Origin of the sequence: Glycomyces sp. NPDC049804, from assembly GCF_040674615.1 — a bacterium.
Lineage (GTDB): Bacteria > Actinomycetota > Actinomycetes > Mycobacteriales > Micromonosporaceae > Glycomyces > Glycomyces niveus.
The window spans coordinates 79,526-98,619 of record NZ_JBFAMQ010000003.1 but is presented as its reverse complement, the minus strand read 5'-3'; the positions used below and the strand labels follow the sequence as shown (position 1 = coordinate 98,619).

The 19,094-nt window shown below is 70.1% G+C and carries 16 protein-coding genes; 8 read left to right on the top strand and 8 right to left on the bottom strand.

Features of this window, described 5'->3' with window-relative positions; all coding sequences use genetic code 11:
* Positions 1–6 precede the first annotated feature (6 nt).
* Positions 7–2,460 carry an FtsX-like permease family protein gene (locus AB0K52_RS05145; protein WP_363527200.1) on the top strand — a complete coding sequence of 818 codons (2,454 nt, stop codon included), beginning with the start codon at positions 7–9 and terminating at the stop codon, positions 2,458–2,460.
* A 73-nt stretch (positions 2,461–2,533) separates the two neighbouring features.
* Here AB0K52_RS05145 and AB0K52_RS05140 read toward each other — a convergent pair whose 3' ends face one another.
* Positions 2,534–3,982, bottom strand: coding sequence for an MFS transporter (locus AB0K52_RS05140; protein ID WP_363526362.1), 1,449 nt, complete (start codon positions 3,980–3,982; stop codon positions 2,534–2,536).
* An 86-nt stretch (positions 3,983–4,068) separates the two neighbouring features.
* Here AB0K52_RS05140 and AB0K52_RS05135 point away from each other — a divergent pair, with 86 nt between their 5' ends.
* The 7 genes from AB0K52_RS05135 (at position 4,069) to AB0K52_RS05105 (ending at position 11,392) form a co-directional block, all read left to right on the top strand.
* The gene (locus AB0K52_RS05135) at positions 4,069–4,497 is read left to right on the top strand and encodes a MarR family transcriptional regulator (RefSeq protein ID WP_363526359.1); all 429 of its coding nucleotides are present in this window, start codon (positions 4,069–4,071) and stop codon (positions 4,495–4,497) included.
* 128 nt (positions 4,498–4,625) lie between these two features.
* Positions 4,626–5,612: a hypothetical protein gene (locus AB0K52_RS05130; RefSeq protein ID WP_363526356.1), complete on the top strand. Its 987-nt coding sequence runs from the start codon at positions 4,626–4,628 to the stop codon at positions 5,610–5,612.
* A gap of 115 nt (positions 5,613–5,727) precedes the next feature.
* Positions 5,728–6,159, top strand: coding sequence for a cobalamin B12-binding domain-containing protein (locus AB0K52_RS05125; RefSeq protein WP_208498790.1), 432 nt, complete (start codon positions 5,728–5,730; stop codon positions 6,157–6,159).
* A gap of 580 nt (positions 6,160–6,739) precedes the next feature.
* Positions 6,740–7,918: an ADP-forming succinate--CoA ligase subunit beta gene (gene sucC / locus AB0K52_RS05120; protein ID WP_208498789.1), complete on the top strand. Its 1,179-nt coding sequence runs from the start codon at positions 6,740–6,742 to the stop codon at positions 7,916–7,918.
* A 4-nt stretch (positions 7,919–7,922) separates the two neighbouring features.
* A complete protein-coding gene (sucD, locus tag AB0K52_RS05115) occupies positions 7,923–8,810 on the top strand; it encodes a succinate--CoA ligase subunit alpha (RefSeq protein ID WP_208498788.1) in 888 nt (295 codons plus the stop codon).
* A 518-nt stretch (positions 8,811–9,328) separates the two neighbouring features.
* A complete protein-coding gene (locus AB0K52_RS05110; RefSeq protein ID WP_363526352.1) occupies positions 9,329–10,057 on the top strand; it encodes a helix-hairpin-helix domain-containing protein in 729 nt (242 codons plus the stop codon).
* A 102-nt stretch (positions 10,058–10,159) separates the two neighbouring features.
* The gene (locus AB0K52_RS05105) at positions 10,160–11,392 is read left to right on the top strand and encodes an amidohydrolase family protein (protein ID WP_363526349.1); all 1,233 of its coding nucleotides are present in this window, start codon (positions 10,160–10,162) and stop codon (positions 11,390–11,392) included.
* Positions 11,393–11,663: 271 nt separating this feature from the next.
* On the opposite strand, the gene AB0K52_RS05100 is transcribed toward AB0K52_RS05105, so the two are convergent.
* The 7 genes from AB0K52_RS05100 to AB0K52_RS05070 form a co-directional block, all read right to left on the bottom strand.
* Positions 11,664–12,653 carry an oligopeptide/dipeptide ABC transporter ATP-binding protein gene (locus AB0K52_RS05100; RefSeq protein WP_363526346.1) on the bottom strand — a complete coding sequence of 330 codons (990 nt, stop codon included), beginning with the start codon at positions 12,651–12,653 and terminating at the stop codon, positions 11,664–11,666.
* 65 nt (positions 12,654–12,718) lie between these two features.
* Positions 12,719–13,795: an ABC transporter ATP-binding protein gene (locus tag AB0K52_RS05095; protein ID WP_363526343.1), complete on the bottom strand. Its 1,077-nt coding sequence runs from the start codon at positions 13,793–13,795 to the stop codon at positions 12,719–12,721.
* A complete protein-coding gene (locus AB0K52_RS05090; protein WP_208498783.1) occupies positions 13,795–14,757 on the bottom strand; it encodes an ABC transporter permease in 963 nt (320 codons plus the stop codon). The genes AB0K52_RS05095 and AB0K52_RS05090 overlap by 1 nt, the downstream gene beginning before the upstream one ends.
* A complete protein-coding gene (locus AB0K52_RS05085) occupies positions 14,754–15,761 on the bottom strand; it encodes an ABC transporter permease (protein WP_363526340.1) in 1,008 nt (335 codons plus the stop codon). The genes AB0K52_RS05090 and AB0K52_RS05085 overlap by 4 nt, the downstream gene beginning before the upstream one ends.
* A 21-nt stretch (positions 15,762–15,782) precedes the next feature.
* Positions 15,783–17,468 carry an ABC transporter substrate-binding protein gene (locus tag AB0K52_RS05080; RefSeq protein ID WP_363526337.1) on the bottom strand — a complete coding sequence of 562 codons (1,686 nt, stop codon included), beginning with the start codon at positions 17,466–17,468 and terminating at the stop codon, positions 15,783–15,785.
* Between the two features lie 320 nt (positions 17,469–17,788).
* The gene (gene recR, locus AB0K52_RS05075) at positions 17,789–18,385 is read right to left on the bottom strand and encodes a recombination mediator RecR (protein ID WP_208498780.1); all 597 of its coding nucleotides are present in this window, start codon (positions 18,383–18,385) and stop codon (positions 17,789–17,791) included.
* Between the two features lie 42 nt (positions 18,386–18,427).
* The gene (locus tag AB0K52_RS05070; protein WP_208498779.1) at positions 18,428–18,766 is read right to left on the bottom strand and encodes a YbaB/EbfC family nucleoid-associated protein; all 339 of its coding nucleotides are present in this window, start codon (positions 18,764–18,766) and stop codon (positions 18,428–18,430) included.
* Positions 18,767–19,094 lie beyond the last annotated feature (328 nt).

Below are 19,094 nucleotides of genomic sequence, written 5' to 3'. Positions count from 1 at the left end.
CCGCCCATGCTCCGGCCCTCGCTCTCCATGGCCCGCAAACGCATCGGCGGCCTCGTCGCCGTCGCCTGCGCGGTCGCGGGCGGGGCGGCGATGGTCACCGCCACGGCGGTCCTCGCCGAGACCGGCGCGACCTCCCACCTGCCCGTCGACCGGCTCGCCGCCGCCGACCTCCTCGTCACCGCCCACCAGGCCTACGCCATCCCCGAGAACCCCGACCTGCCCTACACCGAACGCGCCCCCGTCCCCGCCGCACTCGCCGCGCAGGCCGCGGCCGTCGACGGCGTCGCCGCCGCCGTCCCCGACCTCACCTTCCCCGTCCGCCTCGACGCAGGCCCCGTCCTCGACGGCCACAACTGGCAGACGACGCCCGCAGCGCCTGCGGACGGCGACGCCCCGGACGGCCCCGGCGAACTCGCCCTCGACACCGCGACCGCCCGAGCACAAGGCCTCGACCTCGGCGACACCATCACCCTGACCACCGCGACCGGCACCGGCGACTACACGCTCACCGCCCTCACCGACACCCCCGGCGCCCACTTCGACCCCGCCACCGCCACGACGCTCGCCGCCCACCCCGGCGGCGGCGTCGACCTCATCGCCGTCACCCTCGCCGACGGCGCCGACCCCGACCAGGTCGCCGCCGACCTCGCCACCGCCCTCACCGGCCACGACGTTGACATCGTCGCCGGCGCAGACCGCGGCGACGCCGAACACCTCGCCGGCGGCACCGCCCGCGGCGAACTCATCGCCCTCGCCGGGGCCCTCTCCGGCACCGTCGTCCTCCTCGTCGGCTTCATCACCGCCGGAGCACTCGCCGTCTCCGTCGCGGGCCAGCGCCGCGACCTCGCCCTCCTGCGCGCCGTCGGCGCCACCCCCCGCCAAGTCCGACGCCTCATCGCCACCCAGGCCAGCGCCGCCGCCGCCATAGCGCTCATCCCCGGCATCGCCCTCGGCTACCTCATCGCCGAACGCTTCATCGCGATCCTCACCGAAGCCGCCCTCATCCCCGCCGCACTCCCCCTCGCCGTCACCCCCGTCAGCGGCCTCGCCGCCGCCGCCCTCCTCCTCGCCACCGTGCAGATCGCCGCCCGCGGCGCCTCCCGCCGGGCCTCCAGAATGCCGCCCACCGAAGCCGTCGCCGAATCCCGCGTCGAACCCCGCCGCCCCGGCGCGGCCCGCACCGCCACCGGATTCGCCCTCCTCGCCGTCGCGCTCGCGCAATCGGTCCTGCCGCTGTTCCTGCGCAGCGAGGCCGCGTTCATCTCCGCCGCCACCGCCACCATGATGGCCGTCATCGGCCTCGCCCTCGCCGGACCCGTCATCGTCAAAGCCGTCACCGGCCGCATCCGCCGACGCCTGCACCCCGGCACCGCCGCACCCGTCTGGCTCGCCGTCAACAACAGCCACGCGTACGCGCTGCGCACCGCCGGATCGGTCACCGTCCTCGCCCTCGCCATCGGCCTCACCACCACCCAGGTGTTCAGCCAGACCACGCTCACCCGCACCATCGCCGACGAACTCGCCGCCGGCACCCGCGCCGACGCCACCGTCACCGGCCCCCTCACCGCCGCCGACATCGACGACCTCGCCACCCACGTGGACGCGGCCGTACCGCTCCTCGCCACCAGCGTCATCCGCGAACGCCGCATCATGGGCGACACCGAAGCCGAAGCCACCCCGACCCTCGCGCTCGGCCCCGGCGCCGACCGCGTCATCGACCCCGGCGTCACCGCAGGCAGCCTCGCCGACCTGCACGGCGACACCGTCGCCCTCAGCGCCGCCACCGCCGCCCTCTGGAACGCCGGCGTCGGCGACCGCGTCGACCTCGTCCTCGCCGACGGCACCCACGCCCCAGCGCGCATCGTCGCCGTCTACGAGCGCGGCTTCGGATTCGGCGGCGTCATCGCCTCCACCGACCTCCTCGCCGCCCACAGCGGCCCCCGCCTCTACGACACCGCCCTCGTCGCCGGCGACCCCGCCGCCGCGACCGCCTGGACCGCCACCCGACCCGGGACCGCGGCCGCACCCGGCGACACCGCCCTGCGCGCCCCCGCCGGGATGAACCCCGACCAGTGGGTCAACGTCCTCGTCATGGCCGCCATGACCGGCTACGTCCTCCTCGGCGTCGGCAACAGCCTCGCCGCCTCCACCACCAGGCGCCGCGGCGAATTCGCGGCCCTGCGCGTCATCGGCGCGACCCCGCACCAGATCCGCCGCATGGTCCGCCGCGAAGCCCTCATCACCGCCGCCGTCGCCGTCGCCGCCGGACTCCTCATCTCCGTCCTCCCCATGTCCCTCCTCGGCTTCGGCTTCACCGGGCAGCCCTGGCCGCAGGGCCCGCTCTGGGTCATCCCCGCGGCCGCCGCCCTCACCACGGCGATCGCCTACGCCGCCATCGCGATCCCCACCCGACAGGCGCTCAAGACCCCGCCGGCCATGCTCCTCGCAGCCGTGGACTGACACCGGGAGACGACGAGTGGGGCCGCCGTCACCGGCGGCCCCACTCGTGCGGGTGTCTATGGAATCTGGTGGTCTATGCCGCTTCGACCGCGGCGCGGCGGCCCAGCAGCGCGGTGGCGCTGGCGAGCAGTCCGACGATCGCGACCACGGTCACCATGTAGAGGCCGGGGCGGTACTGGTCGAGGTTGGTGGCGACGCCGCCGGAGATCAGGCCGGTGACGACCGCGAGGACGACCGCGCCGCCGATCTGGCCGGAGGTCTGGACGAGGCCGGAGGCCAGGCCCTGCTCGTCGTCCGCGATGCCTTCGGTGGCCTGCACCATGACCGCGGAGAAGCCGATGGCGAAACCGAGGCCCAGCAGCAGGAACGAGGGCAGGTAGTCGGCGAAGTAGTTCGGCTGGGCGTCGCCGCCGCGCAGGATGAACCACAGGTAGCCGAGGACGAAGGAGGCGAGCGCGGCGATGATCATCGACTTGGTGCCGTAGCGGTCGATGAACTTGCCGGCGATCGGCGAGAGGATCGCGACGATGATCCCGGCCGGGGCCAGGGCGAGCGCCATCTGGATCGGCTCCCACTGGAGGGTGTTCTGCAGGTACAGGGACACGATCGTCTGGAAGCTGATGTAGGAGCCGAAGATCGCCAGCGCGGCCAGGTTGGCCCGCACGATCGACTTGACCTTGAAGATGCTCAGGCGCACCAGCGGGTGCGCGACCTTGTTCTCGATGATGAAGAACGCGGTGAGCAGGGCGACGGCGAGGACCGCGGTGGCGGTGACGAGCGGCGTGAACCCGGTCTCGGGGGCGGTGACGATGGTGTAGACGGCGGCGAGCATGCCGCCGGTGAGGGTCACGGTGCCGGCGAAGTCGATCGAGCCGCGTTCGCGGTCGGTGGTCTTGGGGACCACGACGAAGGCGGCGATGACGACGCCCGCGACGACGACGGTGGGCACGTAGAACGTCAGTCGCCAGTCGACGCTGGTGAGCAGGCCGGAGGCGATGAGGCCCGAGGCGTAGCCGGTGGCGCCGAAGACGGTGAAGATCGACAGCGCCTTGTTGCGGTCGTGACCTTCTTTGAAGGTGGTGGTGATGATCGAGAGCGCGGCCGGGGCGGTGAACGCGGCGGCGACGCCCTTGACGATGCGCGAGGCGATGAGGAGGCCCTCGTTGTCGACGAGGCCGCCGACGAGGGAGGCGATGCCGAAGACGACGAGCGCGGTCAGGAAGACCTGGCGGCGGCCGAGGAGGTCGGCCATTCTGCCGCCGAGGAGGAGCAGGCCGCCGTAGCCGAGGATGTAGCCGTTGACGATCCACTGCAGCGAGCTGGTCTCCAGGCCCAGTTCGGTGCCGATGGAGGGGAGGGCGACGCCGACCATGGAGACGTCGAGGGCGTCGAGGAACATCGCCAGGCCGGCGACGAACAGGACGGCCCAGAGCTTTGGCCCCCATCGGCTCGGGGCATGTGATTCGGGATCGGGGGTGTCGGGGAGGTCGTCGGTGCGGGGTTGGGTCTCGGTGATCGTCATGGCGAGAACCTTACATGCACGCGCATTGGATGTCAACGCATCTAATGAGTGGACATTAAATGTCTTGACATGGTAATCTCCTGGTCATGGAGGCTGAAACCGACGTCGACGTGTGCACCAAGTGGTCTGAAACACTTCGCGTGTACCACAACACATCCTGCGAGCTCGAGAACGAGCTGCAGTCCCGGCACGACCTGGGACGCAGCGAGTTCGAGGTGCTCCTCATCCTCGCGCGCGAATGCGGCGCCGCCGCCAGTGGCAAGGCGAAGATGAAGGACATCGAAGCGGAGATGTACCTCAGCCAGAGCGCCCTCTCGCGCACCGTCACCCGCCTCGAGAAGGCCGGGCTCGTCACGCGCGCCGCCTGCGACTTCGACCGCCGCGCCAACTTCCTCATGCTCACCCCCGCCGGGCTCGAGCGGTTCGAGGCCGCCAAGCCCACGCACCGGGCCGTCCTCGTCAAGCACCTGGTCGAGACCACCGCGTCGCAGCCCGCGCCCTCCTGCTCCCAGTAGCGTTCGATACCGCTGGGCGCGTGGCGATCACGCTCCGGGCTGGACGGCTTTCCCCGACCCCCAGCCTCGGTCGGTATGGTGAAGGCGAGAGCAGTCACAACCGATCCGGCCCGTGGAGCGTGGATGCAATGACTCCCCCAGAGAACGAACAGCCCGACAACGAGGACGGCGGCACCTTCAAGCTGAAGCCCGGCGCCGCAGGCGGCGCACCCGCGCCCGCCCCGTCCGGCGACGAGTCCGGCCTCGACCGCACGATGAAGATCCAGCGCCAGGGCGGCGCCCCGGCCGGGGCCTCGACCCCGCCCCCGCCGCCGTCACCGCTGGGCAACCCGACCGGCCCGGCTGAGCCGAACGTCGCGTCCTTCGCCGAGACCACGGTGATGCCGCAGCAGGGCGGCTCGCAGACCGGGTTCCAGCCCGCCACGCAGCCCCCGCAGCCGAACCCGCTCGGCTCCGGCTCCATTCCGCAGCCGCAGGCGCCCCAGCAGCCCTACGGCCAGCAGCCGCAGCCGTTCCCCGGCCCGCCCCCGCAGCCCGGCTACCCGCAGGGCCAGCCCGGCGTGCCGCAGGGTGAAGCGCCGCAGGGCATCAAGCACATCGGCCTCATGGCGATGGTCGGCGCCGGCGTCGGCGTCGTCTTCAGCATCGTCAACATCGCCCTCTACGGCCCGCTCGCGGCCGGCGGCCTGGTCATCAGCCTGCTCATCGGCGGCGCGTTCGGCTACTACGGCTGGGCGCTCCCCAAGGGCAAGATCACCTCGCCCGGGCTGCGCCTCACCGGCATCATCCTCATGATGATCGGCGCCGGCGGCTCGCTCCTCGCGGTCCTCGGCTCCTTCCTCTTCCCGTTCATGCTGATCATGTACTTGATCAACGCCGGCGTCTACGGCTACGCCAGCTTCCTGTACCTCAGCAAGCAGGAGGTCAAGGACTACATCAAGGGCGCCCCCGCCGCGGCTCCCGGCGGCTACCCGCCGCCCGCTCCGCAGCAGCCGTACGGGCAGCAGCCCCCGGCCGGCTACGGCCAGCCGCAGCAGCCGGGCGCGTACCCGCCGCCGCCTCCGGGCTACCCGCAGCAGGGCCAGCAGCCGCCGCAGGCCCCCTACGGCGGTTAGGCCTACCGCCTCACGCCGGTCGCGACTAAGCTCACTCGTAAGCAACGGCCGCGGCACGCACGGTTCGCCAAGAGCGCCGTGGGTGCCGCGGCCTCCTGTACGAGGAGGTACATCTATGTCCGCTACCGGCACACCGATCAGGGTGGTCGTCGCGAAGGTCGGGCTCGACGGGCACGACCGGGGCGCGAAGGTCGTGGCGCGAGCACTGCGCGACGCGGGCATGGAGGTCGTCTACACCGGCCTGCACAACTCCCCCGAGCAGGTCGTCGCTACCGCGCTCGCGGAGGACGCCGACGCGATCGGCCTGAGCATTCTCTCCGGCGCGCACATGACGCTGTTCCCGCGAGTGCTGCGACTACTCGACGACGCGGATGCGCGCGACATCATCGTCTTCGGCGGCGGCATCATTCCCGACGAGGACGCCGCCGAACTGCGCGCCGCCGGAGTGGCCGAGATATTCGGTCCCGGCGCCTCGACGCAGGTGATCGCCGAATGGGTGCGCGACCATGTGCCCTCACCCGATCAGGGCCGCCCCGCATCCGTCTAAACGGCCTTGAACTGCGGAAACGGCCCCGCCAAAAAATTCTCTGAGAAGACCGTAACCGCCCGCGAGCGCCCTCGTTCTTAATAGTGTCGGACGCAGTGGAATACGGCGGAAGACGCATCGGCAGCGGGCCAATAAGGCCGCTATTGCGAAAGGCCGCCGCGCCACCGGGAGTTCACTTCCGGTTCGGATCGCGGCAATATCGCACGGTTTGTAGAGCTGTGCCACAAACTGCCGATGCCCTGTCGATTGAGGGGTGGCGATAGGGCATCGTGCCTAAGGGAGTCAAGCCTTTGAGGGGTGGGCTTGATTCCCGCTAAGGGGACCGGACGCCTGAGGGGTGCGTCCGGTCCCCGCCTCTTTCCCCCGTGCCCGACCCGCGCCGCCGGCACGCTCCACCCTCACGGTCCGCCGCTCCGCCCGTGCGATCTTCGACCTCGTCACACCGGGCGCCCGCCGCACGCTTCGCCCACCCGCTAAGGGTTACCCTGCGAGAACGGGCACCTGCACCCTCTCCCGCCCACCGGCGGGAAGGTCGGGCCGACCCGGTCAAAGAAGACTAGCTAGTGGAGCGGACTCTACAGTGGATCTGTACGAATACCAGGGCCGCGCACTGTTCGCCCGGCACAACGTGCCGGTACTGGACGGCGGCGTCGCCACCACCACGCAGGAGGCCGTGGAGCTCGCTGAGCGCCTCGGTGACCGGGTGGTCGTCAAAGCACAGGTGAAGGTCGGCGGCCGAGGCAAGGCGGGCGGCGTCAAACTCGCCGACAACGTCGACGAGGTCAAGACCCACGCCACCAACATCCTCGGCATGGACATCAAGGGCCACACCGTCGAGAAGGTCATGCTCACCGTGACCGCCGACATCGACGAGGAGTACTACTTCTCCTACCTCCTCGACCGGGCGAACCGCACCTTCCTGTGCATCGCATCGACCGCGGGCGGCATGGAGATCGAAGAGGTCGCGCACACCGCGCCCGAGAAGGTCGTGAAGCTCCCGATCGACGCCGGCGTCGGCGTCACCCCGGAGATCGCGAACGACATCGTCAGCAAGGCCGGGTTCCCCGAGGACCTGCGCGACCAGCTCGTCGACGTGTTCGTGAAGCTGTGGGGCGCGTTCGTGTCCGAGGACGCGACGCTCGTCGAGGTCAACCCGCTCGTGCGCACGCCCGAGGGCAAGGTCCTCGCGCTCGACGCGAAGGTCACCCTCGACGAGAACGCGGACTTCCGCCACCCCGAGAACGCCGAGTTCGAGGACAAGTCGTCCGTCGACCCGCTCGAGCAGCGCGCCAAGGACTCCGGCCTCAACTACGTGAAGCTCGACGGCTCCGTCGGCATCATCGGCAACGGCGCCGGCCTGGTCATGTCCACCCTCGACGTCGTGTCGTACGCGGGTGAGAACCACGGCGGCGTCAAGCCCGCGAACTTCCTCGACATCGGCGGCGGCGCTTCGGCCGCAGTCATGGCGAACGGCCTCGAGGTCGTCCTGTCGGACCCGCAGGTCAAGTCCGTGTTCGTGAACATCTTCGGCGGCATCACCGCCTGCGACGAGGTCGCCCGCGGCATCCTCGGCGCCCTCCAGACCCTCGCCGACCGCGGCGAGGACGTCACCAAGCCGCTCGTCGCCCGCATCGACGGCAACAACGCCGAGGCCGGCCGCCAGATCCTGGCCGAGGCGAACCACCCGCTCATCACCGTGGTCGAGACCATGGACGCCGCGGCCGACAAGGCCGCCGAGCTCGCGAACAAGGGGGCCTAGTCCAATGGCGATCTTCCTCAACGAGAACAGCAAGGTCATCGTCCAGGGCATGACCGGCTCCGAGGGCATGAAGCACACCCGCCGCATGCTCAAGGCCGGCACCGAGATCGTGGGCGGCGTCAACCCGCGCAAGGCCGGCACCAAGGTCGACGTCGACGGCGTGAGCCTGCCGGTGTTCGCCTCCGTCGCCGAGGCCATCGCCGAGACCGGCGCGAACACCTCCGTCGTGTTCGTTCCCCCGGCGTTCTGCAAGGCCGCCGTGATCGAGGCGATCGACGCCGAGATCGAGCTCGCGATCGTCATCACCGAGGGCATCCCGGTGCACGACTCCGTGACCTTCTGGAACTACGCCGAGTCCAAGGGCAACAAGACCCGCATCGTGGGCCCGAACTGCCCCGGCATCGCCTCCCCCGGCAAGTCGAACGCGGGCATCACCCCGGCCGACATCACCGGGACCGGCCCGATCGGCCTCGTCTCCAAGTCGGGCACGCTGACCTACCAGCTCATGTACGAGCTGCGGGACCTCGGCTTCTCGACCTCCGTCGGCATCGGCGGCGACCCGGTCATCGGGACCACCCACATCGACTGCCTGAAGGCGTTCGAAGAGGACCCCGAGACCAAGGCGATCGTCATGATCGGCGAGATCGGCGGCGACGCCGAGGAGCGCGCGGCCGAGTACATCAAGAACCACGTGACGAAGCCGGTCGTCGGCTACATCGCCGGGTTCACCGCGCCCGAGGGCAAGACGATGGGCCACGCGGGCGCCATCATCTCCGGTTCGGCCGGCACCGCCGAGTCGAAGAAGGAGGCCCTGGAGGCCGCCGGCGTCAAGGTCGGCAAGACCCCCAGCGAGACCGCGCGCCTCATGCGCGAGGTCATCGAGAACCTCTAAGCAGCACTGAGCGACAAGGGCCGGACGGCACGACCGCCCGGCCCTTTCGTCTGCCGCCGCACGACCCACGCCGTCCAGCCACCTCACCGGCATCCTGGCCAGCGCCGCGACGGCGCTCGTCAACCCACGCTCGTCAGCCGCTACACCAGCACCCCGGCCACCGTCGCCTTCGACGGCGCTCGTCAATCCAGGCTCCTCAGCCTCTTCACCAGCACCCCGGCCACCGTCGCCTTCAACGGCGCTCGTCAACTCACGCCGTCCAGCCACTTCGCCAGCCTCCCGGCCAGCGCCGTCGCGTTCGCTACTGCACCAGGGCCGTCGCCGCCCTACCGCCCCCGGTCGCGGTTCGGCGGGATACCGGCGGTAGCCGTCCCGTCCTACCCGCTGCGCGTGCTCAGCCGGGCCGATCGCCGCGGGCTGAGCCGTCGCAGCAGCCGGAACCGCTGCGCCGCAACGACGCCACCGCGGCCACCACCTGAATCGGCCGGGTCCGTGCGCTGCGCGGATATCATCGGCCGATGCCCCCTCGCCGTGCCGAAGACCCCGAGTCCCGGGACCCGCTCCCGGCCGAACCGCCCGCCGGCCGCCCCGGCCCCGCCACCGTCTGGTGGGCGCTCCTGCCGATTCTCATCCCAGGCGCGGGCGCCCCGATCGCGTTCGGCATCGGCACCGCGCACCGGCCCTCCCCCGCGACGATCATCCCCCTGATCGCCTACACCGCAGCGGTGTTCGGGTACTGCGGGCCCGTGGTCGACTACGGCAGCGACATGCCGCCGTGGGCCGACTACCTCACCATGTTCTCGGCGCTCGCCGCGACATTCGGCGCGAGCGGCCACCTCTTCGCCATCCGCCGAAGACTCTGGACCGCCCCGCCCGCCCCGGTGCACGTCCCCGCCCCGCAGCGGCCGCTGCCCGCCGACGGCGTCCCCGCGCTCGCCCACGCGCTCCACCTCCGCATCGCCGCACGGCGCATCGCCGAGGGCGACCCGATGCTCGCCAAGCGGCTGCGCATCGGCCGGCCCGACCTCCCGCGCAGCAACGACGACGGCGGACTCGTCGACCTCAACCACGCCCCCGCGGCCGTCCTCGAGGAGCTGCCCGGCTTCAACGCGGCACTCGCCGAGCGGGTGCGCGAGCGCGTGGAACGCCTGGGGCCGTTTCAAAGCCTCGACGAGGTGATCCTCGAGATCGACATCGCCCCCGGGTTCGAACGCCACCTCCGCGAATACGCCATCCTCCTCCCCTGACGCACCAGTGCCCCCGGCGGTCGCCACGACGCCCACGCCATCGGGCATATTGGGTCGTGCACTAGCCGCGCGGCCAGTCCGGTCGCGGCGAGAGGAGGACCGATGACCGAGACCCTGTTCGAACGGGCGAACGTGCTCGACACCGCCGCCGGCACACTGGTCCGCGACCAGCGGGTGCTGGTGCGCGGCAACACGATCGAAGCGGTCGGCGGCGACCTCGAAGCCCCCGCCGGGGCGCGCCGGATCGACCTCGCCGGCAAGACCCTCATGCCCGGCCTCATCGACTGCCACGTGCACGTCAACGCCCACAGCGCCGACCTTTCCGGGCTCGGCGACGAATCGCCCGCGTACGTCGCCGTCAAGGCCGCCAACGAGATGCGCGACATGCTCCACCGCGGGTTCACCACCGTCCGCGACCCCGGCGGCGCCGACTTCGGCCTCCACCAGGCCGTCAGCGAAGGACTCATCGACGGCCCGCGCCTCTACTTCGGCGGCAAGGCCCTCTCCCAGACCGGCGGCCACGTCGACATGCGCCCGCGCGGCCGCTCAGTCCGCGACGACCACCAGTGCTGCCCCGACCTCGGCCTCGTGTGCGACGGCGTCGACGAAGTCCGCAGAGCCGCAAGAGAACAACTGCGCACCGGCGCCTTCCACATCAAGATCATGCTCTCCGGAGGCGTCGCGTCCCCCACCGACCGCATCGACTCGACGCAGTTCTCGATCGACGAGATCCGCGCGATCGTCGACGAAGCCGAGGCCGCCAACCGGTACGTCGCCGGCCACGCCTACACCGCCCGCGCCATCAACCGCGGCCTCACCGCGGGCGTGCGCTCGATCGAACACGGCAACCTCCTCGACGAATCCAGCGTGGACCTGTTCCTCGAGCACGACGCGTTCCTCGTGCCCACCTTGGTCACCTACCAGCGCATGGCCGCCGAAGGCACCGAACACGGCCTCCCCGCCGCCAGCATCGCGAAGAACCCCATCGTCCTCGACGCCGGACTCCACGCCCTCGAACTCGCCCACCGGGCCGGCGTCAACATCTGCTACGGCTCCGACCTCCTCGGCGGCATGCGCCGACACCAACTGCGGGAATTCACCATCCGCAGCGCCGTCATCCCCGCCGCAGACGTCCTCCGCTCCGCCACGACCACCGCCGCGAAACTCCTCAACGAGGAAGGCCGCCTCGGCCAGATCATCCCCGGCGCGCTCGCCGACCTCCTTGTCGTGGACGGCGACCCGCTCACCGACCTCGAAGTCCTCACCGACCCCGAAGCGAACCTCAAGCTGATCATGCAGAACGGCGACATCAAATCCGATCGCCTCGGGAACTGAACGCCCGAGCATTGCAGTGGAGGCGGCCGGCCTTGGCCGGGCCGGACGCCCCCACTCCCGCGGGGTTTCGATGCAGGTGCCCGAGCGCGGGAGCCAACCCCGCGCTCGAGTCTTTCGGCGGTCCGCGCGGTCCCCTACCACCCGCCTCACCTACACCAAAACTGAAGCCAGCCTCCCACAAGAAGTCAAGACACTCAAGACATCTTTTTCAACCTGTGGATAACTTCGTGAGCAGGGCTTTCATTGCCAGATCAGTGCCTGTGGACAACGGTCACAGGTCGAAGTGGCACGCGACCTTGTGGCCGCTCGCCGCCTCCCGCCACTCCGGCTCGACCTCCGCGCAGATGTCCTCCGCCCACGGGCAGCGGGTCCGGAACCGGCAGCCCGACGGCGGATTCGCGGGCGACGGCAGGTCGCCCTTCAAGATGATCCGCTCACGGCCCGCCTCGATCTCCGGATCCGGTTGCGGCACCGCCGAAAGCAGCGCCTTCGTGTACGGGTGCCGCGGATGCTCGTAGATCGATGCGGAGTCCGCCTCCTCGACGAGCTTCCCGAGATACATGACCCCGACCCGGTCCGAGAGATGCCGGACCACCGCCAAGTCGTGCGCGATCACCAGATACGTCAGCCCGAACTCGCCTTGCAGCTCGTCCAGCAGGTTCATCACCTGCGCTTGGATCGACACGTCCAACGCGCTCACCGGCTCGTCGCACACGATCAAGTCCGGACGCAGCATCAACGCCCGGGCGATACCGAGGCGCTGGCGCTGGCCGCCCGAGAACTCGTGCGGGAACCGCTCCAGGACCGACTTCGGCAGGCCCACCGCATCCAGCGTCTCGACCGCGAGCTTGCGCCGCTCGGCCTTCGACCCGACCCCGTGGACCTTCAACGGCTCCGACAAGAGCATGTCCACATTGTGCCGAGGGTTCAGCGAACCCAGCGGGTCCTGGAACACCATCTGCATCTTCGAGCGGTAGCGGCGCAGCCGCTCGCCCTTGAGCGCGGTCACCTCGTCGCCGCCGAGCCGGACCCGGCCCGCCGTCGGCTCCTCCAGACGCAGTACCGCCCGCCCGAACGTGGTCTTGCCGCAACCGGACTCGCCCACCAGGCCGTACGTGCCGCCCGCGTCGATCGAAAGACCGACCCCGTCGACCGCCCGCACATGACCCACCGTGCGCTCCACGACGATGCCGCGCCGAATCGGGAAGTGGACCTTCAGGTCCTCCACCTCCAGCAGCGGCGGACCCGCGGCCTCGCTCACGGTGCTCGACAGATCGGGCTCCTCCGTGCGCTGCGCCGGGACGTGCGGCTCCGTCTGCTCGGTGCTCATGCGACCTCCTCGGCCATCACACAGCGGTGGGCGTGCACGGCCCCCACCAAAGCGGGCTCACCGTCCACACAGGGCGACGCGACCCGGTCGCAGCGGGGCGCGAACGCGCACCCGTCACGCCAGCGGATCACATCCGCGATCGAACCGCGGATCGGCGTCAACGGCTCATGGATCGGCAGGTCGAGCCGGGGAATCGAACCCAGCAGACCGATCGTGTAAGGATGCGTGGGCTTGCGGAAGAGCTCGCGCACCGGCGCCGACTCGACCACACGGCCCGAATACAGCACGTTCACCTCATCGCACATCCCCGCGACCACACCCATGTCGTGCGTGATCATCAGCAGCGCCGTCCCCTCGGACTCGACGAGGTCCCGCAGCAGCTCGAGGATCTGCGCCTGGATCGTCACGTCCAGCGCCGTCGTCGGCTCGTCCGCGATCAGCAGCCGCGGCGCGCACGCCACCGCGATCGCGATGAGCACGCGCTGCCGCATCCCGCCCGAAAGCTGGTGCGGATACTCCCTCAGGCGGCGGTGGGGATCCGGGATGCCGACCCTGTCAAGCAGGAGCGCGGCCTCCTTCGACGCCTTGTCGCCCTTCAGACCCCGGTGCCGCTCAAGGACCTCCGTGATCTGACGCCCGATCGGCACGACCGGGTTCAGACTCGACAGCGGGTCCTGGAACACCATCGCCAGATCCTTGCCGCGGCGGCGGCGCATCGCCGCCGGCGCCAACGACAAGAGGTCGACGCCGTCGAACACGGCCCGCCCCTGCACATCGGCGCCACCCCGGCGGCCACGACCGCCCGAGGCCGGAACCGCCTGCGGCGCAACAGCGGCCGTCTGCAGACCGCCGCCGACCGGCTCCGCCGCGGCGGCCTGCACCGGCTGCCGCACCCTGCGGCCGCGACCCTTCGGCAGCAACCCCATCACCGCCAGGCTCGTCACCGACTTGCCGCAACCGGACTCGCCCACGAGCCCCACGACCTTGCCTTCATCGACCGAGAACGACACCCCGTCAACGGCCACCGAAGCGCCGAACGCGACCCGCAGGTCCTCGACTTCGAGCAGCGACACTATTCCTGCCTCCTCAGCCTCGGGTCCAGCGACTCGCGCATGGCCTCGCCCAGCAGCGTGAACCCGAGCGCCGTCACGATGATGCCCACCGCCGGGTAGATCGCCAACTGCGGTGCGCCCGAAAGGAACCGCTGCGCATCAGCCAGCATCGTCCCCCACTCGGCACTGCCCGGATCCGGATTGCCCAGACCCAGGTACGACAACGCCGCCGCCTCGATGATCGCCGTCGCCAGCACCAGCGTCGCCTGCACGATCACCGGCCCCAGCGAGTTCGGCAGAATGTGCGAGACCACGATCCGCCCCTTCGGCACACCGATCGCGATCGCCGCCAGCACGTAATCCGAATGCGCCTGCGCCAGCATCGAACCGCGCAGCAGCCGCGCGAAGATCGGAATCTGCGCCACCCCCACCGCGATCATCACCGTCCGCAGCGACGGACCCAGCAGCGCCGCCACACTCAACGCCAGCAGCAGCATCGGAATCGCCAGCGCCACGTCCACGGCCCGCATGATGACCGCCTCGAAGCGCTCACCCCACCGGCCACCGAACGTGCCCGCCGCGGCCGCCAGGCCGCCGATGAACGCGCCCGCGACGAACCCGATGAGCGTCGCAACGACGCCCACCAGCAGCGTCTGCCGCGCCCCCACGATCATGCGCGAGAACATGTCCCGGCCCAGATGGTCCAGACCGAACCAGTTCTCCGGGCGCGGCCCCGGGAAGATGTTCTGGTTCAAGAACACCTCGCGGCCCCACGTCTGCGCCGTCGGATCGTACGGCGCGACCCACGGGCCCACCACCGCCACGACCACGAACAGGCCCACGATGACCGCGCCCGTGATCGCCATCGGGGACCGGCGCATCCGCCGGATCGACTGCCGCCACAGCGAACCGGTCCGCGCGTCCCGCGCCGACACCGTCGCCGCGACCAGCCGGTCGAGCTTCTCGATCTTCGCGATCGTCATTTCCGCACCCGCACTCTCGGGTCGATCAGCCCGTACGACAAGTCCACGAGCAGGTTGATGACCACGTAGAACACGGCGATCACCAGGATGAAGCCCATGAGCGCCGGGTAGTCCCGCTCAGTCGTCGCCTGGTAGACGAACGAACCGATCCCGCCGAACGCGAACACGCTCTCGGTGAGCACCGCCCCCGCGAACAGGCTGCCCAGCAGCAGGCCGATGATCGTCGCGATCGGCAGCATCGCGTTCCGCATCACGTGCCGGCCCCGGATCGTCGCGGGCTTGAGGCCCTTCGCGTCCGCCGTCCGCACGTAGTCCTCGCCCACCACGTCGAGCACGCTCGCCCGCGTGATGCGCACGATGACGGCCAGCGGAATCGACGACAAGGCGATCGCGGGCAGGATCAAGTGCTGCACCGCGTCCCAGGCGATGTCGAACTCGCCTGTGATCAGGCCGTCGAACACGCGCAGGCCGGTCACTTCGGTGAAATCGGCGCCCGCCGTCAGACGGAACGTCGTCGGCAGCCACCCCAGCTCCTGCGCGAACACCACTTTCAGCATGGCGGCCAGGAAGAAGATCGGAATGCACGTCCCCAGCAGCGAACCGGAGACCGTGCCGAAGTCCACCCAGGTCCCGCGGCGCTTCGCCGCCAGGTACCCGAGGGGAATCCCTAGGCCGACCGCGATCAGCATGGCGGCCAGGGAGAGTTCGACGGTGGCGGGCAGGCGGTCGGCGAGCTCCGTCGCGATCGGACGGCCGCTCGACAGCGACGAGCCGAAATCGAGGCGGACGATCCGTGACAGGAACTCGCCGTACTGGGTCCAGACCGGCTCGTCCAGGCCCAGGGCGGCCCGCAGCGCCTCCCGCTGCTGGTCCGTGGCGTTCTCGGGGAGCAGCCGGTTCTCGGGTCCGCCCGGCAGGGCTTTGAACCACGCGAACAGCAGCAGCGAGAGTCCCAAGAGCGCCACGGACAACTGCAGGAGGCGCTTAACGGTGTAGCGCAGCATATGTTGCTGTGATCGATCCGGTCAGGAGCCGGTCGTGAACGAGACCTGCGAGAAGTCCTCCCGCGTCAGCGGGGAGACGTCCGGCGGGTACACGTCCGGCGCGAACGCGATCGACGGCGGCGACGACGAGATCGGCAGGCCCGGCAGCTCGGCCATCACGGCCTCGTTCGCGGTCTTCCACAGCTCCACGCGCTTCGCCTCGTCAGGCTCGGTGTTCGCGGCGGCGATCGCGTCGAACACCTCCTGGTTGTCGAAGCCCCACTCGGTGGACTCGGTCGCGAACCAGGTGCCCAGGAAGTTGTACGGGTCGGCGAAGTCGCCGGTCCAGCCCAGCAGGTAGAGCGGGCATTCGCCCGAACGCGTGGTCGGGATGTAGTCGACCCAGGTGATCGGCCGGGCCTCGACCGTGACGCCGGCGGCCTGCAGGTCCGAGGAGATCATGTCGAAGATGTCCTTCGGCGCCGGCATGTACGGCCGGGTGACGTCCGTCGGGTAGCAGAACGTGATGGTCAGGTCTTGCGCGCCCGCGTCGGCGAGCATCTGCTTGGCCTTCTCGGGGTCGTAGTCGTAGGTGGCGACGTCCTCCGAGTAGCCCTCGAGGCTCGGGGGCTGGAACTGGGTCGCGACCAGGCCGCCCGCGGGGAGCACCGAGTTGACGATGCGCTGGCGGTCGACGGCGTAGGAGAGGGCTTCGCGGACGGCGTGGTCCTCGAGGGGGGCGTGGCTCTGCGTGTACGCGAGGTAGAGCAGGTTGAACACGCCTCGGACGGGGACCTGGTAGCCGTCCTGGGTGAGCGCCTGGGCGTCGGCCGGGGCGGCGAGGTCGTAGCCGTGGATGTCGCCGGCTTCGAGGGCCTGGCGGCGGGCGGTCTCATCGGAGATGGTCTTGAAGATGACCGTCTTGACCTTGGCGGGCTCGCCGAAGTACTCGTCGTTGCGGGTGAGGACGACCTCTTGCGAGCTGTGGTCCCAGCTCTCGAGCTTGTAGGGCCCGGTGCCGGCGAGGGTGCCGACGGTCTGGGTGTACTCGGGGAGCGGGGAGTCGGCGGTCGGGATCGCGGCGTCGGCGACGGCGTCGATGGAGGCCGGGCTGATGATCGAGAGCGACTCGAGGGTGAACGCGCCGGGGAAGCTCGAGGTGTACTTGCTCAGGCTGATGGTGGCGTCGAGGCCGTCTGCGGCGCAGCCCTTGTAGATCGACTCGGTCTCGATGCCCATGGCCGGGTCGTTCTCGGCGAAGCCGCCGAAGACCGCGGAGTAGTAGTAGGTGAAGTTCGGGGACTGGTAGCCGCCCTTGAAGTTCGCCCAGCGGTCGAAGTTCTTGCACACGGCGGCGCCGTCGAGGGGCTGGCCGTCGTGGAAGGTCACGCCCTCACGAAGGTGGAACGTCCACTCCGTGCCCTCTTCGTTCTGCTCGTAGGACTCGGCGAGACCGGGGACGGTGTCGGTGCAGTCGGCGTCGAGGAGCGTGTCGAAGACCTGGCGGTTGACTCGGAAGGTCTCGCCGTCTGAGGCGAGGATGGGGTCCAGGCTGGTGGGGTCGCCCGGGGTCCCGAAGACGAACGGCTGCGATTCGTTCCGGGCGGTGTCGATGGCGGGTTCGCCGTCGGTGCGCTCGGGGCACGAGAAGTCGAAGTCCTCGGCGGTGTCGGCGTCCCCGCCGCCGTCGCCTTCGGAGCCGCAGGCGGTGAAGAGGCCCACTGCCATGGCGGCGCCTGCCGCCGCGGCGAGGGCGCGCCTGATTGGGGTTGGTGACGTGCGCATAGGTTGTCTCACCCGTCGGTCGTTGGGTATTCGGAGGTAGAGACAGCCTAGATCCAGGTGAGTTACACCACTGTTAAGCGTTATGTGATCGTGACCGTTTCGGCGAATATTGTTACCCAAATCGCCAGGATCGCTACGAAGTGAAACCCGTTGCAGCCCAAGGGAATCCAAAATCGCCACGCATGAAGCGGCCACTACGCAGGACCACTCCCCGACTACAGTCCGCAGCGCCCCAACGAGTTCGCTCCCGCGGCCGACTTTCGCTAGTCGACGTCGCGCCGACCCGAGAACGCCCGGCCCAGCGTCACCTCGTCCGCGTACTCCAGGTCCCCGCCCACCGGCAGCCCGCTCGCGAGCCGGGTCACCTTGAACCCCATGGGCTTCACGAGCATCGCCAGATAGGTCGCCGTCGCCTCGCCCTCGGTGTTCGGGTCCGTGGCGAGGATCAGCTCCTTGGTCTCTCCCTTCTGGAGACGCACCATGAGCTGCCGGATCCGCAGATCGTCCGGGCCGATGCCCTCCAGCGGGTTGATCGCGCCCCCGAGCACGTGGTAGCGCCCGCGGAACTCCCCGGTGCGCTCGATCGCGAGCACGTCCTTCGGCTCCTCGACCACGCAGATGAGCGTCTCGGACCGCCGCGGGTCCCGGCAGATCCCGCACTGCTCCGACTCGGTCACGTTCCCGCAGGTCTCGCAGAACCGCACCTGAGCCTTGACCCGCTCGAGCGCCGAGGTCAGCCGCTCGACGTCGGCGCTCTCGGAGGCCAGCAGGTGAAAGGCGAGCCGCTGAGCGCTCTTGGGCCCGATGCCCGGAAGCTGGCCCAGCTCTTCAATGAGGTCGCCCAAAGCCCCGTCGTACAAGGATCTCTCTTTTCCTGCGGCTGGTCGGTGGTCGGTTCAGGCTCACATGCCGGGGATGCCGAGGCCGCCGGTCATGCCGCCGAGGGCGTCGCCGAGCGGGCCCATCTTCTCGGCGGCGAGGCGCTTGGCGTCGGCGTTGGCGGCCTGGACTGCGGCGAGGATGAGGTCTTCGAGGGTCTCGACGTCCTCGGGATCGACGGCCTTCGGGTCGATCTTGACCCCCTTGAGCTCGCCGTCGCCGGTGACCGTGGCGCTCACGAGGCCGCCGCCGGCGGAGGCGGTGACTTCGGACTCGGCCAGCTCGGCCTGGGCCTGCATCATGTCGGCCTGCATCTGCTGCGCCTGCTGCAGCATCTTCTGCAGGTCTCCTCCTGCGAACATGTCCATGTCACTCCTCGCCGTCGGCTCCGGTCTCCCTGGTGTCACGCCAGCCTATCCGCCTCGGGCGACAACCGTGTTGTGGCGGGCGGCCGGACCGGTGTGTCCGGGCCGCCCGATCGTGCTCCCGCGGGAGCGAGGGGCGGTGGGGCATCTGGCGGGAGCCGCGCGCGGGTGGCTTCCCGCGCGCGACCTCGGTATGGCGACGTTCGCGAATCCCCTTCTGTCGCCGCCATCCCGCTGATGCCCGATGGCGTTTTTGTCTCAAGGCTGACACGCTTCGAAATTGCTCGGCAACAGAAAGTTCCCGCCTGTGGATAACTCCCGGAGG

Coding starts and splice junctions, on each gene's coding strand:
- AB0K52_RS05125 (WP_208498790.1), top strand. CDS start 5,728: ATGTCCGCTACCGGCACACCGATCAGGGTGGTCGTCGCGAAGGTCGGG.
- AB0K52_RS05110 (WP_363526352.1), top strand. CDS start 9,329: ATGCCCCCTCGCCGTGCCGAAGACCCCGAGTCCCGGGACCCGCTCCCG.
- AB0K52_RS05090 (WP_208498783.1), bottom strand. CDS start 14,757: ATGACGATCGCGAAGATCGAGAAGCTCGACCGGCTGGTCGCGGCGACG.
- AB0K52_RS05140 (WP_363526362.1), bottom strand. CDS start 3,982: ATGACGATCACCGAGACCCAACCCCGCACCGACGACCTCCCCGACACC.
- AB0K52_RS05070 (WP_208498779.1), bottom strand. CDS start 18,766: ATGTTCGCAGGAGGAGACCTGCAGAAGATGCTGCAGCAGGCGCAGCAG.
- AB0K52_RS05135 (WP_363526359.1), top strand. CDS start 4,069: ATGGAGGCTGAAACCGACGTCGACGTGTGCACCAAGTGGTCTGAAACA.
- AB0K52_RS05080 (WP_363526337.1), bottom strand. CDS start 17,468: ATGGCAGTGGGCCTCTTCACCGCCTGCGGCTCCGAAGGCGACGGCGGC.
- AB0K52_RS05085 (WP_363526340.1), bottom strand. CDS start 15,761: ATGCTGCGCTACACCGTTAAGCGCCTCCTGCAGTTGTCCGTGGCGCTC.
- sucD (WP_208498788.1), top strand. CDS start 7,923: ATGGCGATCTTCCTCAACGAGAACAGCAAGGTCATCGTCCAGGGCATG.
- AB0K52_RS05130 (WP_363526356.1), top strand. CDS start 4,626: ATGACTCCCCCAGAGAACGAACAGCCCGACAACGAGGACGGCGGCACC.
- AB0K52_RS05105 (WP_363526349.1), top strand. CDS start 10,160: ATGACCGAGACCCTGTTCGAACGGGCGAACGTGCTCGACACCGCCGCC.
- AB0K52_RS05145 (WP_363527200.1), top strand. CDS start 7: ATGCTCCGGCCCTCGCTCTCCATGGCCCGCAAACGCATCGGCGGCCTC.